Origin of the sequence: Pseudomonas pergaminensis (assembly GCF_024112395.2) — a bacterium.
Taxonomy (GTDB): Bacteria; Pseudomonadota; Gammaproteobacteria; order Pseudomonadales; family Pseudomonadaceae; genus Aquipseudomonas; species Aquipseudomonas pergaminensis.
Window position 1 is genome coordinate 1,876,641 of record NZ_CP078013.2, and the last position, 15,724, is coordinate 1,892,364.

The 15,724-nt window shown below is 51.5% G+C and carries 13 protein-coding genes; 5 read left to right on the plus strand and 8 right to left on the minus strand.

The window, feature by feature from the left end:
• Nucleotides 1-3 precede the first annotated feature (3 nt).
• The 5 genes from rpsA (at nt 4) to KUA23_RS08585 (ending at nt 4,637) form a co-directional block, all read left to right on the plus strand.
• The gene (gene rpsA / locus KUA23_RS08565) at nt 4-1,695 is read left to right on the plus strand and encodes a 30S ribosomal protein S1 (protein ID WP_025856938.1); all 1,692 of its coding nucleotides are present in this window, start codon (nt 4-6) and stop codon (nt 1,693-1,695) included.
• Nucleotides 1,696-1,858: 163 nt separating this feature from the next.
• Nucleotides 1,859-2,143 (plus strand): hypothetical protein, encoded by a 285-nt coding sequence (locus KUA23_RS08570; protein ID WP_252993755.1) that lies wholly within the window; start codon nt 1,859-1,861, stop codon nt 2,141-2,143.
• A gap of 132 nt (nt 2,144-2,275) precedes the next feature.
• Nucleotides 2,276-2,572, plus strand: a complete 297-nt coding sequence (ihfB, locus tag KUA23_RS08575) for an integration host factor subunit beta (RefSeq protein ID WP_003189779.1) — start codon at nt 2,276-2,278, stop codon at nt 2,570-2,572.
• Between the two features lie 24 nt (nt 2,573-2,596).
• Entirely contained in the window at nt 2,597-2,839 is a 243-nt protein-coding gene (locus KUA23_RS08580; RefSeq protein ID WP_078047495.1) for a LapA family protein, read from the plus strand.
• A 421-nt stretch (nt 2,840-3,260) separates the two neighbouring features.
• Nucleotides 3,261-4,637: a Wzz/FepE/Etk N-terminal domain-containing protein gene (locus KUA23_RS08585; RefSeq protein ID WP_346356387.1), complete on the plus strand. Its 1,377-nt coding sequence runs from the start codon at nt 3,261-3,263 to the stop codon at nt 4,635-4,637.
• Between the two features lie 42 nt (nt 4,638-4,679).
• Here the strand turns inward: KUA23_RS08585 and KUA23_RS08590 are convergent, their stop codons facing one another.
• The 8 genes from KUA23_RS08590 to KUA23_RS08625 all read right to left on the minus strand — a co-directional run bounded on the left by KUA23_RS08590 (nt 4,680) and on the right by KUA23_RS08625 (nt 15,684).
• On the minus strand, nt 4,680-6,044 hold the full coding sequence (locus KUA23_RS08590; protein ID WP_252993756.1) for a formyl transferase: 1,365 nt from the start codon (nt 6,042-6,044) through the stop codon (nt 4,680-4,682).
• A gap of 4 nt (nt 6,045-6,048) precedes the next feature.
• Nucleotides 6,049-7,641: a YidC/Oxa1 family membrane protein insertase gene (locus tag KUA23_RS08595; protein WP_252993757.1), complete on the minus strand. Its 1,593-nt coding sequence runs from the start codon at nt 7,639-7,641 to the stop codon at nt 6,049-6,051.
• A gap of 115 nt (nt 7,642-7,756) precedes the next feature.
• Nucleotides 7,757-7,984 (minus strand): hypothetical protein, encoded by a 228-nt coding sequence (locus tag KUA23_RS08600; protein WP_149873213.1) that lies wholly within the window; start codon nt 7,982-7,984, stop codon nt 7,757-7,759.
• Between the two features lie 16 nt (nt 7,985-8,000).
• Nucleotides 8,001-9,146: a CDP-glycerol glycerophosphotransferase family protein gene (locus KUA23_RS08605; RefSeq protein ID WP_346356388.1), complete on the minus strand. Its 1,146-nt coding sequence runs from the start codon at nt 9,144-9,146 to the stop codon at nt 8,001-8,003.
• Nucleotides 9,147-9,148: 2 nt separating this feature from the next.
• Nucleotides 9,149-9,928 (minus strand): phosphocholine cytidylyltransferase family protein, encoded by a 780-nt coding sequence (locus KUA23_RS08610; protein WP_078047501.1) that lies wholly within the window; start codon nt 9,926-9,928, stop codon nt 9,149-9,151.
• The gene (locus KUA23_RS08615) at nt 9,919-10,566 is read right to left on the minus strand and encodes a gamma-glutamyl-gamma-aminobutyrate hydrolase family protein (protein WP_256997322.1); all 648 of its coding nucleotides are present in this window, start codon (nt 10,564-10,566) and stop codon (nt 9,919-9,921) included. Before KUA23_RS08615 ends, KUA23_RS08610 begins: the two co-directional genes overlap by 10 nt.
• On the minus strand, nt 10,566-13,619 hold the full coding sequence (locus KUA23_RS08620; protein WP_346356389.1) for a PEP/pyruvate-binding domain-containing protein: 3,054 nt from the start codon (nt 13,617-13,619) through the stop codon (nt 10,566-10,568). Before KUA23_RS08620 ends, KUA23_RS08615 begins: the two co-directional genes overlap by 1 nt.
• A gap of 43 nt (nt 13,620-13,662) precedes the next feature.
• A complete protein-coding gene (locus KUA23_RS08625; RefSeq protein WP_346356390.1) occupies nt 13,663-15,684 on the minus strand; it encodes a sulfatase-like hydrolase/transferase in 2,022 nt (673 codons plus the stop codon).
• Between the last annotated feature and the right edge of the window lie 40 nt (nt 15,685-15,724).

Below are 15,724 nucleotides of genomic sequence, written 5' to 3' on the forward strand. Positions count from 1 at the left end.
AAAATGAGCGAAAGCTTTGCGGAACTCTTTGAAGAAAGCCTAAAAACCCTGAACCTTCAGGCAGGCTCCATCATCACCGGTGTTATCGTTGATATCGATTACCAAGCTCGCTGGGTAACCGTTCACGCTGGTCTGAAGTCTGAAGCTCTGATCCCGCTGGAACAGTTCTACAACGATGCTGGTGATCTGACAATCAATGTCGGTGACGAAGTTCACGTTGCTCTGGACTCGGTTGAAGACGGTTTCGGTGAAACCAAGCTGTCCCGTGAAAAAGCCAAGCGCGCTGAATGCTGGATTGTTCTCGAAGCAGCCTTCGCAGCTGAAGAAGTGGTCAAGGGCGTTATCAACGGTAAGGTTAAAGGCGGCTTCACTGTCGACGTTAACGGCATCCGTGCGTTCCTGCCAGGTTCTTTGGTCGACGTTCGTCCAGTGCGCGACACCACGCACCTGGAAGGCAAAGAACTCGAATTCAAGGTCATCAAGCTCGACCAGAAGCGCAACAACGTTGTCGTTTCCCGTCGCAGCGTCCTGGAAGCAGAGAACTCCGCCGAGCGTGAAGCTCTGCTGGAATCCCTGCAGGAAGGCCAACAAGTCAAAGGTATCGTCAAAAACCTCACCGACTACGGCGCATTCGTCGACCTGGGTGGCGTGGATGGCCTGCTGCACATTACCGACATGGCTTGGAAGCGTATCAAGCATCCTTCCGAAATCGTCAACGTTGGCGACGAGATCGATGTCAAGGTTCTGAAATACGATCGCGAGCGCAACCGTGTTTCCCTGGGCCTGAAGCAACTGGGTGAAGATCCATGGGTTGCTATCAAAGCCCGTTACCCAGAAAGCACTCGCGTTACCGCGCGTGTTACCAACCTGACCGACTACGGCTGCTTCGCTGAGCTGGAAGAAGGCGTGGAAGGCCTGGTACACGTTTCCGAAATGGACTGGACCAACAAAAACATCCACCCTTCGAAAGTCGTACAAGTCGGCGACGAAGTGGAAGTTATGGTTCTGGACATCGACGAAGAGCGTCGTCGTATCTCCCTGGGCATCAAGCAGTGCAAATCTAACCCATGGGAAGATTTCTCTGGCCAGTTCAACAAGGGCGATAAAATCTCCGGCACCATCAAGTCGATCACCGATTTCGGTATCTTCATTGGTCTGGACGGCGGCATCGACGGCCTGGTTCACCTGTCCGACATCTCCTGGAACGAAGTGGGCGAAGAAGCTGTTCGTCGTTTCAAGAAGGGCGACGAGCTGGACACCGTTATCCTGTCGGTTGACCCAGAGCGCGAGCGTATCTCCCTGGGTATCAAGCAACTGGAAAGCGACCCGTTCTCTGAATACGTTCAGGACAACGACAAAGGCGCAATCGTTAAGGGCACTGTGAAAGAAGTTGACGCTAAAGGCGCCATCATCACTCTGGCCGACGATATCGAAGCGACTCTGAAAGCCTCCGAAATCAGCCGTGACCGCGTTGAAGACGCGCGTAACGTTCTGAAAGAAGGCCAGGAAGTAGAAGCCAAGATCATCAGCGTTGACCGCAAGAGCCGTGTAATCCAGCTCTCCATCAAGTCGAAAGACGATGCTGAAGAGAAAGAAGCCATCCAAAGCTTGAAAGACAAGCCTTCGGATAGCATCGCTGCTGGTCCTACCACTCTGGGCGACCTGTTGCGTGCACAAATGGAAAAACAGAACTAAGTTCTGTCAGACCATAGAAAAAGGGCGACTTCGGTCGCCCTTTTTTGTGCCTGAAATTCGTTGAATCAACACCAAGAACCAAGGCGTATAGCTCAGTGTCAGAACTGACTATAGTCTTAAGAAAAAAAGCGGTTCTTGTGTTGTCGCTTCAATAAGGAATGGAATGAACAGGCTTATCGTAATACTCGCAGTGGTCATGCTCGCAGGCTGCTCCACCACCAGCGCCAAGACCCACGCCAAACGCGGCGTCAGCGGCATCGAGATCGATTGTTCGGGCTTGGGTAACAAATGGGAGAAGTGCGAGAAGCGCGCGGCCCGAGAGTGCAAAATGCAGGGCTATAAGGTCATCACCAGGTCCAGTGATGCCACGGACGAAGAGGGCGACTACCTGTTCGGCTGGAACCCCGCCGGCGCAGTAACGCGAACCATGCTGGTGATCTGTAATTGATGATGGAATACGCCTATAGCAAGTTGCCATCTAACCTGCAGATAAGTTGTCTGGCGGGCTGTTCAAATTCATCAAGTCATGCTAAAACCTTCGAAGCGCTTTTCCTAGCTGCTTGAAAAAGAAGGGAAAAATATGACGAAGTCGGAGTTGATCGAACGAATTGTCACCCATCAAGGGCTGCTCTCATCCAAGGATGTTGAGCTGGCTATCAAGACCATGCTCGAGCAAATGTCCCAGTGCCTGGCGACCGGGGATCGGATTGAGATCCGTGGGTTTGGCAGCTTCTCCTTGCACTATCGTGCACCCCGTGTAGGTCGTAATCCAAAGACCGGCCAGTCCGTCAGCCTTGACGGCAAATTCGTACCTCACTTCAAGCCGGGCAAGGAATTGCGCGACCGGGTGAACGAAGAAGAGGAAGAAGGCGTCTGAGTGTTTTTGGGGTAGGAGAAGGTTATGCGTGGGGTTAAGCGAGTTGTTGTGTTGCTGATGACTCTGGTGGTTGCGTTGGTGGTTCTCGCGTTTGTATTGGAAAACCGGCAGGGTGTGTCTTTGTCATTCTTTGGCTTCATCACGGGTGAGATGCCAGTATCGGTGTTTGTGGTCGTGGCGTTGATTATCGGCATGTTGATAGGCCCGCTGTTGAGTATGTGGATGCCTAAGCCACGTCGTAAGCCCACTCCCGCAGCGCGCACCTAGGGTCTGCAGTAGCGTGATCTATCGAGAGGCTATGTGAGATCCATGATGCCGTCTGTCAGATATTTTTTTCGGCATTTATGTATTCTCTGTGCAGCGTTGCTGCGAAGCGGTTCTAACAGGCAGTCGTCCTAGCCGAATCATTCAATGTTAACTGGCTCATTCGAAATTCCCTTCCCTTTTCTGCGCTTTCGGACGACTGTTATAAGAGTTGGCCTCTATCGCTTGAGAATTGCCCTACAGATCTGTCAAGACTTGTAATATGTCAGAGAGATGGCAAAATGAAATCTGTTCTCGATAACGGGCATTTTGTGCGCTAAAAATTTGGCAGCGACGCTGGATTTTAGCGGTCATCCAATTAGAAAAAACACAATCTGATCTGCATAACGAGCCCGCAGTTTCTCTTTGAAGGCAGGTTTTTGTTGTGAGTAGTAGCTTTCGCGCCCCCCCTGTACGGTCCTCCGACGAAATAGATTTCGTTGCGCTTTCTAAATTTCTCTCGCGTCAAAAAAAGCTTTTGCTTTTTATCACCTTGGGGTGCGGGCTGATCGCAGTATGCTATGCATTTTTGGCAACACCCACGTATAAAATCAGTGCAGTATTGCGTCCTGCAGCTATTAACGATTTGGATGCTTTGAACCGGTCTGAGGTTTACCAACTTCCCCCGGTTGACGCTCTTCTTAAAGTTGGTGCAGCGCTCGAGTCTTATGAAACTCGTCTTGCTTTCTTCAGAGCCAATCAAAAGCTGTTTGAACCGTTTGTGCGTCCCGGCCAAACCCTAGAGCAAAGCTTTGAGGCGTTCAACCGTAATTCGATTCATTTGATTCTTCCGGATACGGATAGGAAAAATTCGCTCACTACCTTCGTCAAGCTTGAAATGTCCTATCCGAAAGGCATCGACGGCGTCGCTATCCTTAACGGCTTTGTTGACTATGCTATCGGCATTGAGCGTGAGCAGATCTCTGCTGACCTGGACGTAATCGTCAAAAACCGAATCAATGAACTGAAAGGTAGGTTTGACTCGGCTCGCTCGAATTATGAGGTAGAAAAAGAGGCTAAAATCGCTTCTTTATGGGAAAACGATTTGCTGAAGCGCGCACAGTTGCAGGATGAGCTAAAAGCGCTTCGTTCGCAGTTGAAGTCGCTGCGCAATGATCGTATTGCTCTGCTGAATGAAGCGATTGGGATTGCCAAGTCTTTAGGTATCCAAAGGCCGACCACCCCATTTTCACTCGGTGAATCCGGTAATGCCGGCGCTAGCAGCGTGATGCGCACCGAAGTCAATAATCAACAAGTACCCCTGTTTTTCATGGGGGTAGAAGCACTTAACGCTGAGCTGGTAGCACTGAAGCAACGAAAATCCGATGACTTCACTGACCCTCGTGTCGCTCAGATAGCCAAGGAGCTTCAGCTACTGGTGTCTAATCGCGAGGTGGAAGTGCTGAGCGCACGTGAAAATGAGGATATCTTTCTCGCGGGCGTTCAACCATTGCGCGCGGAAATGGCCCGTTTGAGTAGCCTGAATATTGATATGGCAGGCCTGAAGTTAGTGACTGTCGACCAGCAGGCCCTTGAGCCGTTGGTGGCGGCTAGCCCAAATCGTCTGCTTGTCGTGCTGCTTGGCTTGTTGGGTGGGGCCGTGCTCGCATTGTGCATCGCGCTATTACGGTATGCCATTGCTGCAAGTCGCGACAAAGCAAAAGAGGGGAGTCCTGGCTCCCCGGTTCCACGCCTGAATGCGAATGTATGTATCGATGAGCTGCCTGCTCAACAGCACGCGATACAGCCCATACAGAAGTAACTCAGGGTTTAGGTTTGTCGGGCCCTCCCCTGTCAATATAGGCTAGGCCTCGGCGAACAGTTGGTTAAGTGCAGTTCGCTTAATCTGATCATGCATAAAGTGATACGTCACGCTTGCGTCTTCGACTTGTGGATAGGCTACAACCTGCGTAAAGCCAGCAGTTTCCATCAGTGCTCGCCGGAGTACATAGGACCGGACCCATGGGTCGAGAAATGCGTAGGTAGCCCTGTAAAGCGTCCTAACGTCTATGCCGGTTACTTTTAGGTTTGGGCTCAGTGAAGGCAAATAGTTCGCTAGGATAACGTCGCCATCATCGATTCCCGGCGCCATGTAGAAGCATGTCGCGGAGGTGCGTCCTTTCATCAGGTATGACCACAGGACACAGTCAGCACCGCGTACTTCCGGCAAGTGACCCGGGTGTATATGAATGAATTTGAGTGTGGTGATTTCCAGCAACCGTTTCGGTACGATTCCGCCACCGGTGAATAACAGCTGTGTTTGCGAAAGCGCCAGTAGTCGTTCGTAGAGCGCGCTGTCTTCCAGGTTTTCTATCATCAGCGTTTCTACGTCGGGCGAATAATCACTCAAATCGCACAGTGCTAGTGCCTCATCTATGTCCTTGTCCGCGAAACCCAGTTTGTCTGAAACGGTATTTCTGATCGAGTTATAAAGAGTGCTTTCTGTTTTGCGCAGAGTTGTTGACCAGTAGTGGATGCTGTTTTTTTGCCTCGACTGGGCATAAGCCAACTTCAAGCTGCCTGGCAGAAAACGCCCGATCGGTTTTCGGGAGACTAAATCATTCTTTGATACTAGGTGAATGATTTTTTCAGGTTTCAAACCCATACCCTTTAGGGTTGCCAGATATGCACGAGCGATGGGGCCTTCCCAAAATAAGACAGTGATCGGGAGCGTTCTACCATTAATTGGCACCTGGGTATTCGCGAACGTTTTCGAGGGCGGTGTATCGCAGTGCGGAAATCTTGTCAGAAACCGCTCAGCCTCGTTATTGATCAGGTTTGCTAGGGATGGGTCCACTGCCTTGTTCTCGGCCGCCAGACGGTCCAGAAGCTTCAGTACGGCATTGAGCCTCTTGACCGCACACGCCGTGCTTCTATTGTCTGCTAAGCGCCTGAAGTCTTTGAACAGTAGTGTCAGCGCCAAAGGTTGCAATTCACCCGCCAAAAGGTTTGTGGACGCCTTGGTACCGTTCTCGTGGTAGCTCTCGTAGAGGTGCTTGGAGATCTCAACGCGTTTTGAGAGGAACTGTATGGCTTGGTGCACGCCATCCGTCCATTCGGCGGACGCTGCCGCTGTGCGCAATACGGATGCAGTGTCAAAGTAAACGTCGTGTTTGCAAGGTGTCGGTGTGGCAGGCAAATAGTTGCTGATAAAGTGCTCGATCATCATGGGCTCAGGCTACCTTCGCTATTTTTTGATGGGCGACTTGCAGGATATTGGCAACCGTCCAGTACAGCACCATTCCAGAAGGGAAGGAGTAAAACAGCAGGAAAAAAAACAGTCCCATCAGTCCGGTAGTGAGGCTTTGGCGCAGCGATGATGTTCCTTCGGGAGAGACTGTTGGATTTAGCTTTATGCTCAGTATCGTCGTAAGAGACATCAGCACGGGTAGTAAGTTGAAATAAGAGCCAAATAGAGGCAGGTCTACGCCCAGTGAAAATAACTGATCGGGCTCAGCCAATGTTTTCATCCATAGAAAAGAAGCGTCTCTTAACTCAAATGTCTGCCCCAGTAAATGGTAAAGAGAAATAAATACAGGCACTTGGATCAGCACGATCAAAAGTGGTTTCAATCCTGCCAAGGGGCTGACGTTATGCTGTTCGTACAGTTGAAGAATTCTTTCACTTTGCTCCCCCCCTTTGTAATTCTTGCGAATGTCTTGCAGTTCAGGCCGGAGGCGCTCCTGAATGGCCGCGAACTTCTTCTGCGCCAGAATCGCGTTCTTGGCAATTGGGAAAACTGCTAAGCGTACGAGTGCTGCCAGCAGGATAATCGCAATGCCCCAGCTGCCGACTATTTGCTGAATGAAGTGCAGTAGATGCATGATGGCCAAGCTCAACCATCGCATCCAATCCCACAATCCGGAAAACAGTAATCCGTCTAGATCGGGTGTTTGAGCGGTAAGCGCCGAGTACGCTTTGCCGCCTCCAAATACCGACCATTGATAGGATTGCACGGATTGGCTTCCCGGCTCCCCAATAGGTAGAAGAATGCTCACGGAGGTTTGGAATGAGGCATGCTCCGCCTCTACGTCCGACGTTTGCGGAATGCTGGCATGCCAGGTTGCGCGCTTCGTGAGATCGTTGGAGGGCGCCATAATCAGGGCTAGGTAACGGCTTTGAAGGCCTACCCAGCTCCAATGGCTCGCTTTATTAGATACGTATCCGTTTGGGAAGTCGGTATCGTTTAACCGAAGTGTTCCAGTGCCCTCTGCGTCGCGATAAACCAATTCAGTGAACGAATAAATACTCTGCCCCATTCCTAGGCCTTTGGCGGGAGTTTCTCCTATGCCGGGTCCGACTTGGAGGGTCAGGTGATTGGCCGGGTTTTTTTTCAGGCTCTTGAGGTCAAGGTCGAGCGCGAACTCGACACGCCATTGGTTTTCCAGCAGGCGCCACGTCTTCCTGATGCTGAAGGGTAAATCAGAACTCTCCAGGCCAAGTACTATGACGTCTGGTTGTTGTTCCACTACCTTCCATCCGCCAGCGAGTTGCTGCCATTCGCTCAACGGCCGGCCATCAAGCTCTCCACTCAGCAAGAACAACTCTCCCTTAGGGGCTGCCATGTCTTGGGCGTGACTGGATGCACCGTGCAGCTGTGGAAGTAACCAATGCTGGACGGCACCTGTTAATAAGTTGAAGTCCAACTGCATATTTGTATTTGAAAGCGAGGGGGACGGCTGGTCTGTTGCCTGCGCCACTTGAGTAAGCAATACCAGAAAGCAGCAAAGCCAATAGTGTTGAATAACTTTTATAAGTGATGGCATAAGAGTGACTTTTGACTGCGTTGGGCGGGAGGAGGCTTTAGTTCGCAGGCGAGTTTGTGCCCGCAAGCCCCCGGCGCTCATGATTGCGACGGGTGACTTGTGGATATCAATTAACTTATTTTTTCTCGGTGTCAGTTTCTTTTTTCATGACGTCTTTGCGCAAACCGAGCATGCGCAGTAATCGGTGCCAGTATAGTTTCATGACCATCGCGATCGCCGCCAATGCGCCCAGAATGCCTTGCAGCATCGCGCTGCCAGTACCTGGGTCCAAGTAGGCGAATGCATTGATTGGCAAGATCACCAAACATAGCAATGCGACGATTGAGAAGTTTGATCTTTTCATGAACTACACCCCATCATTATTTAATTAAGGAAACCAAATAAGCAGCGGCTGTTTCGCCACTTTGCCCTACGTTATAAACCCAGCCTCGACGTCTATCGCTCGCCGTTTCTTGCCATTTTTTTGAATCAGCAGCCATGGCGCACGCGATGCCCCCCAGTTCTGCCAACTCATCCGTTGGGACCACGATGCCTAGTTGCCTGCGTGCTTGCACTTCAATCGGTTCAATACCGATTGCTGGGTACTCTGAGTTCAGTATTTTGCGTGGAACATCTACAAATATGACCGGGCGCTCCAGCCCCAACGAAAACTCCAAGGCCGCACCGGACCAGTCGCTGAGCATGATATCCGAATCGAGCAGAGAGGTGGTGGCATCGCTATCCTCATCCAGGCGAAATCGCGGTTCATGCTGATAATGTGCGACGATTTCATCAAGTTTTGCCGGCGCCAGTTTGCGGGTGCGAGGATGGGGGCGTAGTACAACCTTCAAGCCTGCATCGATCAGTGGCTTGATTGCATCCAGTCCGTGACGCTCAATAAGGCCATTTTCGCCCCATGTCGGCGCAACCAGCACCTGGAAGGGTGCTCCGTAACGCTCGGGAGGGCCTTGGCGGCCGCTCTCTAGGATCATATCCAGGCGTCCGTAACCGTGCTTTACAAGCACTTTTCGGGGCAGATCGAGCAGCTTCTCCCTAGCTCTGGTTTCTTCAATATGGTGAGGACCCACGCATAGGATTGAATCAAAATGATCAAATGCGGCTGGCCGATAAATCATATGGGTGCTGACGATCGAGTGATGCAAGTATGCATAATGGACCGAAAATGGCGATCGCTTGATATGAAAACTCTGCAAATCCGGCATTGTCATCAACAGCACATCTGTGTCCAAAGTGGCAAAGAACAGTGTTCGCATGCTGCCCTCGCCAATGTAGAACGCGCGCATTCCCGGCAGCGGGTTTTCCAGGAGTGGATCGTTTTCGGCTGACGTTACATACAGAATCGGAGTGCTATGACTCGCTTGGAGTGCGTTATAAATAGACTCGAAGTAGGTCCAGTATCCGCGTCCTTCGGAGTAGAACACCAATGTGCGTTCTTCGCGTGGAACACGTTTGAAAGCTTGTAAGCCTTGCCACTCCCGAAACATTTTGCCCAATGCAGTGAACATGCTCAGTCCCTAAGCTGGATAAATGTGCTAAGGCGTCCGCTGAGATGTAGGCCATGATATTGATTCAGGTCTTCAACGGTATCGACCTCCAGCCAACCGTTCTCCGTGAATGCAGCCCGGGCAGTCCACCCTGTATCAATGAGATGCTGCAGAAACGTTGTCATATACATGTTGTCGAAATCCTTGCCGTCTCGCAGAACCGTGCGGTCTAGGTTGTGCCAGGCATTTCTAAATGCTTTTACGCAATTGCCCTTCACTTTGATCAAGCCCATGTACTGTCCTTGGACGTCACTATAGCTCGTCGGTTTTTTGCCTAGCTCGGTGATGCAGTTATGACTATTGAGCTTTAGGGTTTCGGCATCAGATAGAGGGTTTTCCATGCGGATCTCCCAATATCGGCGCCACTCTCGATCCACTGAAATGGCGAGCGGAGCGTCGGTCGCCAGCAGGCTTTCAAGCACCGACAGCTCATAGACGATATCGCCGTAGGCAATCAGCAGATCTTCCCCGTCAACCATCCAGTCCTGCGCGCAAAAAAGGGTGGAGACCATATTCGTAGTGGCAAAGTGGGGGTTGTGGAGTACTTCGACGCCTTGACCTTCGAGGCAGTCAGCACGATATCCGCCAACGAGCGCAATTTCAGTCAAGCCCGCAGCTCTTAACACCTCCAGTTGGCGATGCAGCAGAGGGCGACCGTTCAACTCGACGAGGCACTTGGGCCTATCATCGGTAAAAGGGCGTAATCTAGTGCCTTGACCTGCCGCCAGAATAATTACACGCATGGTGTGTCCTTACTGAAGAAGAGCTGGCGAATTAGTTTCGCATCACGAGTCGGATTAGCGGAAGGTCTCTCCGGATGCCACATAATGGCTGTCCAGGGGAGCTGAGTGTGAATAAATGCCTCGATGGAGCCATCATGTGCCCAAGCTTGAGCAAGCAAGTTCTCTGCCAGGTCTTCTGGTTGAATTCCCCAAGTATGGAAGCTGTTCACCTCTCGATACTCTCCCATTAACGGGGTCTGGTCTGACACGAATATGGCGTGAGCGCCGTTAGCATGGCCGGAAAGGCGCGTGAGGCTACCGCCCAGAAAATGATTAAGCATCTGCATCCCACGACAAACTGCCAATACAGGTAGGCTCATTGCCATGGCTTTGGATAAAAGTGTGGTCTCGGTCTTATCGCGTTCCGGTGAGGCGTTTGCTGCGCCGGGAAGGTGTGTGAGATCGTTTCCGCCGCTTAATACAAGGCCGGCAATATTTTGGCGCTCGAACCATCCATCTACCGAAGACATCCCATTAGGCACCGGCACCAGATCGATACCCAGTTCTTCCATGAGGGTCGTCCAGCGCTGATCGAGACAGTCACGTTGTTCGGCGTACCCAGGGATTCGTTCAACACGTTGTGTGATTGCAACACGCATTACCGGATCACCCGAATCATGCGATTGCCTGCATCCAGTTCGAGGCTGTGTGCGGCGGCCAGGGTGCGATACTGTGTCTCGCCAACCCCTAGTGCGGCGGGTAGGCCAAACTCCGCCGCGCGGATGGCCATGTGCGAGTTTGCACCACCATACATGGTAATCAGCCCCGCAATCTGTCGACCAAATACCCAATCATAACCGGGGTCTGCCTGTGGAATCATCGCGATTTTGCCGGTAAGGTCTTGCTCATCTGTGCCTTGGCTCAGATCCACGCAAATGCCGCTTACTATGCCCGCGCCAACGAAGTTGGGTTGTGTCGCCGGATACAGGAATACGTTGAAGTCCTCAGCGGAGCACAGCAAGGGCGGTAGCTCTATCACCTGTATTTGCTCATGTTCTGCCCTGCCTCTATCGGCTTTTGCGCGTATGAACTGACTGAGCTGTTCAGGGGGAAGTGTTGTATTTCTCAACCCCATGAGCGTGTGGATGTCCATGTAGGCTAGCTCTTCGCGTGAAATTCCCAGCGGCTCTGCCCAGCTTACAAGCGTATCAAGCGCTAGCGAAAGATTGCGTGTGAACGCAAACTTGGCGTATTCGCGTCCTTCGATGGCTTCTCTTAAAAAAGTCTCCAGCTCTTCGCTACTACAGACAATGCCCTGTTCGTTCAGGGCGTTAGTCAATCGGTGCCGTGCCTGATGCCATAGTTGGCCGTCAACCCTGGGCGTCGAAGGTTGCGATACCGCACTCTCGACGATAGGTGTCAGGTAGCGCTCGGGGTCTTCCCGATAGCTCAGTGAGTTGATGTCATAGGTGCCCGGGCGCAGGTGACCGTACTTCTGTACAAAGTCTTCATTACGCATCTCGCCTTTGGAGCAGCTCAAGGCATCATGGGTCAATTCGTGGCTGACGGTCCGAATGGAGCCCAGGAAATCGTCCATTTCGGCCTCGGTCAAGACACGGGTACTTACAGCGGAGCGCAGGAACGTAACGGCGATAAAAGCACTGCGCGCCAAATGCGCAAATGGCAGGGCGCCGTACCGACGGCAGTCGTGCAACAGTGTCCAGACTTGCTCTAGGGGGGGGATGGTGGGCGAGGCAAGATGAGCGAAGCGGCGTTCAAGCGCATCTATAGTGGTACGATCCTGGTGACTGCGCGTAAGTGCGTTCTGGCTTATGTCCCTCAGGGCGGCGCGGAGTTGCTCGATCTCGCTGTCAGTAAACCCTCCGTGCGTGGTCAGGCGTTGATGCCAACGGTCAAAGTCCAGAGCAAAGCAGGTCGGAACAACATCAAACTCTACCTTGTCGTGAAGATGGGGTTGGCGCTTCAGCGAAGACAGATAAAAGTCAACTAGGCGGCCGGCCAGTGCATCATCAAGGCACTTGGGAACAAATGAGTTAAAGCTCGCGCGGATATCAACGTAAGGGTGGCCAGCGAAACTGATCAATAGTGGTTGGGGGCGCACATCACGGTATCCGTACTCGGCGCGCTGAGTAGCCCATGTCTCATCCATGATCAGATATTGGTAAAGGCTGGCAGACAGAAGGTTTGGCTTGGTACCAATAATTTCAGCGGGATTCCAGTCCGGCATGATCCCGAACAGGCCCCTTTTCCCCACGACGAACGGTGCTGGTTGCTGCAACTGGTTGAAAAGCTCGCGGGCATCATCCAAGCGCTTCAAGATATCTTGGTCATTGCCGTCCCATTTGGAATGGTCGACTGCTATTGGGCGGACTTGCAGAATGTGAAGTCCAGCATCTGCGGTGATCGCAAACTCGATGTCCAGAGAGTCATAGCTCAGCAAGGATTCAATTTCCCGCAGTGCAGGGAGCAGGCCTCGCAAATGTTCTGGGATGTTAGGGCTGTGCGCGACAGCATCACGCCTCATCAGCAGTGTCTTGTGATCCTGGCTCGACCCACTGGTAATTGATTCGGTACTGCCGCTGGTGTCATCGTAGTTAACAATGTAGTAGGGGGCGCCGCTGCTCAAGCTGCGAGTAAACACGACACCGCTTGCGAGCACCTGTTCCAGCATGGGTTGAACCAGCACCTGATTGTCAGGGTTTGCATCGCTGTAAGAGGAAATAACATGTTCTATCGCCTCTTTCAGGCGTATCGAGTCACGGCCATCGATATTTAACAGGCTGGTGTAGGCGCCAGCATTGGAGTTGACAAATCCGTCCTCGGAAAGCGCACTGCTGCGGATAACCAAATATCGATCCGGAAACTCATGTTGGATAGTACCTGTCAGTGAGTCCGCGATTTTCCACCATTGAGCTACCGTGAAACTGACCTGATCTTCAATTCGACTCAGTTTGACCATTCTGCGCAGGCGGCGAAGCGTCTGCGCTTTAGTACCCAATACAAAATGCGCCAGATCCTGAGGCTCATTGAGTTCGGCCCAGTCGCCTTGAACGTCAACCGCTTGTACGTTCATGCCTTGGCAGCGTAACGCCTCGACGAGGTCAGAAAGGTGGCCCTTTTGGAAGCGCTGCTGCAAGTCAATTTTGGACGCTTGTAGGTATTGGACTGCTCGCGGGCCGAAATGCACGCATCCGACGAATTCCGCCGAGGCGGTACTGGACGGGATGTCAGGTCCGAGTCTTGTGATTGTGTGTCCGAAAAGACAGACTTTCTCGCTGCGATCCAGGTCCGAACGCGTACGACCAGCGTATCGGGTGCGCCAATGGCTGTCGACTGCAACACTGATATCGGCCTGCGACTCGACCATGGTATCAATCAGGCTGCGACGAAACAGGATGTCGGAGTAGGAAACCAGGCTCTTGGTTTTATCTGTCAGGTCAACTTGCAGAAATGAATAGGCAGATTGAGTTTCCTGCCAGTCCGTGTTGATCCAATAGTTGAAGTCCGGGTATCGCTCCTTGATCGAGTCGACCTTATAGCCACCCACAAAATGAACATCCGACGAACGTGACGTCGTGGCGTGGAGCAGCCAGTCGATCACGCGTGTGTGGCCCGAGGCGTTGCGCAAGGCAGCGTGCTCGTCGCCTTGGAAAGGCCTTCCTGCCCCGAGAAAAATTACGGCTGACTGCATGACTACCTTCTCGTTCTATCCATGACGCACTATAAACATTGTGTTATCGGGCTTCGGCGTTTTTGCTCCAGTAGCCAAATGCGTAGCATTGGCGGACCGGATCAACCATCTCGGGATTCAGCTGCGAAGCGAAGGAGCAGGACTGAGGTGTTCCATGAGCGATGAGTTTATAGTCGGTGCCGTTGGACCAGTACAGATATTGTGGCAATGCGGTTGTGCTCATTTCAGGATCTCGGGGAAGGGCCTCAGTGAAAGCAGGTACCAAGCCTGAAATCCAGTTCTCTGACGAGCGTCCCCAATCGGAATGAATTCCGTCAAATCCTGAGCTCTGGGGATAGGCGCCGTGAACGTTGTGATAGTTTTCCAGGGCGGTGTGGATTTCGTCCAGGTCGGATTTGCGCTGTTTGAATGTTGCGATTGGATTGTCCAGAGATACTTTTCCAGTGTCCTTGAGCGCTTGTTCGAAACTCATACTCCTGGGTAAGTTTATTGTCATTTGAGTATCAAAATCGAAAGTGGAAGAGTCGTCCTTGACGACATCCATATATAGGACTGGAGCGCTATCTTCTTCTGAAGGGATTAATAGGTTCAGCCCCTTGTATTCTTGGCATGTCTGAGGCTTAGGAGATTGCTCGCACAAAGTTCTGGCCAGGTCGCTCAAGCTGGCGGCTTGGTGGTTATATTCAATCATCTCATTGGCAGCTGAGTAGGGCTTGATCATCAGCAATGGGCGATATCTGTTGTACCCCCACAGCGCGTTGCCGTTGAATTGGGTACCCTCCATTTTTTTATCACTTGGTGCGTCGTCAAAATAGTCTGCGGTCGCCCCGTGATCACTTTTTACCACCAAAAGCGTTTTGTCATATAAGCCGAGTGCTCGCAATTTATTAATAAAGTCGGCTGTTTGTTGGAGTGCGCAATGTGTTTCGTTGATCAAGCCTTGGTAGTTTTGGTTGCTGTTGAACCATTCGGCGTCATCACTTCGATACTGGCATTTTTCATCAAGATCGACGGGGAAGTGTGTGTGCAAAAAGTGCATATATCGAACGTTGCGCGGGCTATTGGTGCTGTGCAGATTCTGAGTGAGGGTAACGAGCTCATCACTTTGCAATGTGCTCAGTGCGTCCCATGCAGCACCTTTGTGGTTGGCCGCTCTCTCGGCTTTCTTGTCTCGTAAATAGTTAAGTTGTAGGGCGTGGACTTCGTCGCTGACAATTGCCGCGATGATGGGGGTTGCTACACGCGCTGCGATGTGTGGGTAAAAGCTCAGTGTTAGAGAGACTTTCTCATCAAAATCGCTCGTCATGATGGTGCCCGGTACGATGACATTCGACAACACCGGATTGAACGTGCTGTACATGCCGTACGTCATGACATCAGAGGGAAGGTTTTGCTCTCTGGCGATGGAATTGATTTTACCTGTCAGCTGTTTTTGGAGCTCTTTTGACTCAGGTGAAAGTACCCTGAAATTTATATTCCCATAGACCTCTGAGCGTAACGATGCTGTGGTCGCGGGGGCGAGTGAGATTACGTTGTCATAGAACTGAAAGTCACGAAATGCAGACTTCAAATCCGGATTTTCTTCAATAACCTGCTTCGCTACAACGCCTGCCAGGCCGTCGAAGCTGAGCACAATAACGTTGTCAGTTTTTGACAGTTCGGAAAATCGGGCGGGTGACGAGCCTGTCCCGTAAAGCGAGGCGGCCGCCGACCCCAAGGAGGTGATCATGAGTATCAAAACGAAGATATGGGTTGCGGGCTTGAGCTTTGTATAAGTCAGAAGTGTAAGAACTATAGAGGCTGTGCCTGTCAATGCAAGGTTGACAAAATTTATAGGTAATTCTTCTGGAGAGATCATGCCAGCAGGGGCTGCGAGGGGGAAAATCAATCCGGAAATGGAAGACCAGAAAATGATTAAGTACAAAACTCCATATGCAAGCCACTGAAGTTTTATTTTTGCAAACAGCGTCGAGGCAATATATAAAATTTTGCTTGCGAGTAAGGTGATAATCAAGGAAATAAGGAAAAAGTCCCGTACGCTGAAGTTTATATCGTCGAGTGACAAGTAAACCGCGTACAAGGGGACGCACAAAAATAGACATGAC

What these genes read in the sequence shown, in the direction of transcription:
- rpsA (WP_025856938.1), top strand. Translation starts at nt 4, where the DNA reads ATGAGCGAAAGCTTTGCGGAACTCTTTGAAGAAAGCCTAAAAACCCTG.
- KUA23_RS08570 (WP_252993755.1), top strand. Translation starts at nt 1,859, where the DNA reads ATGAACAGGCTTATCGTAATACTCGCAGTGGTCATGCTCGCAGGCTGC.
- ihfB (WP_003189779.1), top strand. Translation starts at nt 2,276, where the DNA reads ATGACGAAGTCGGAGTTGATCGAACGAATTGTCACCCATCAAGGGCTG.
- KUA23_RS08580 (WP_078047495.1), top strand. Translation starts at nt 2,597, where the DNA reads ATGCGTGGGGTTAAGCGAGTTGTTGTGTTGCTGATGACTCTGGTGGTT.
- KUA23_RS08590 (WP_252993756.1), bottom strand. Translation starts at nt 6,044, where the DNA reads ATGATGATCGAGCACTTTATCAGCAACTATTTGCCTGCCACACCGACA.
- KUA23_RS08595 (WP_252993757.1), bottom strand. Translation starts at nt 7,641, where the DNA reads ATGCCATCACTTATAAAAGTTATTCAACACTATTGGCTTTGCTGCTTT.
- KUA23_RS08600 (WP_149873213.1), bottom strand. Translation starts at nt 7,984, where the DNA reads ATGAAAAGATCAAACTTCTCAATCGTCGCATTGCTATGTTTGGTGATC.
- KUA23_RS08605 (WP_346356388.1), bottom strand. Translation starts at nt 9,146, where the DNA reads ATGTTCACTGCATTGGGCAAAATGTTTCGGGAGTGGCAAGGCTTACAA.
- KUA23_RS08610 (WP_078047501.1), bottom strand. Translation starts at nt 9,928, where the DNA reads ATGCGTGTAATTATTCTGGCGGCAGGTCAAGGCACTAGATTACGCCCT.
- KUA23_RS08615 (WP_256997322.1), bottom strand. Translation starts at nt 10,566, where the DNA reads ATGCGTGTTGCAATCACACAACGTGTTGAACGAATCCCTGGGTACGCC.
- KUA23_RS08620 (WP_346356389.1), bottom strand. Translation starts at nt 13,619, where the DNA reads ATGCAGTCAGCCGTAATTTTTCTCGGGGCAGGAAGGCCTTTCCAAGGC.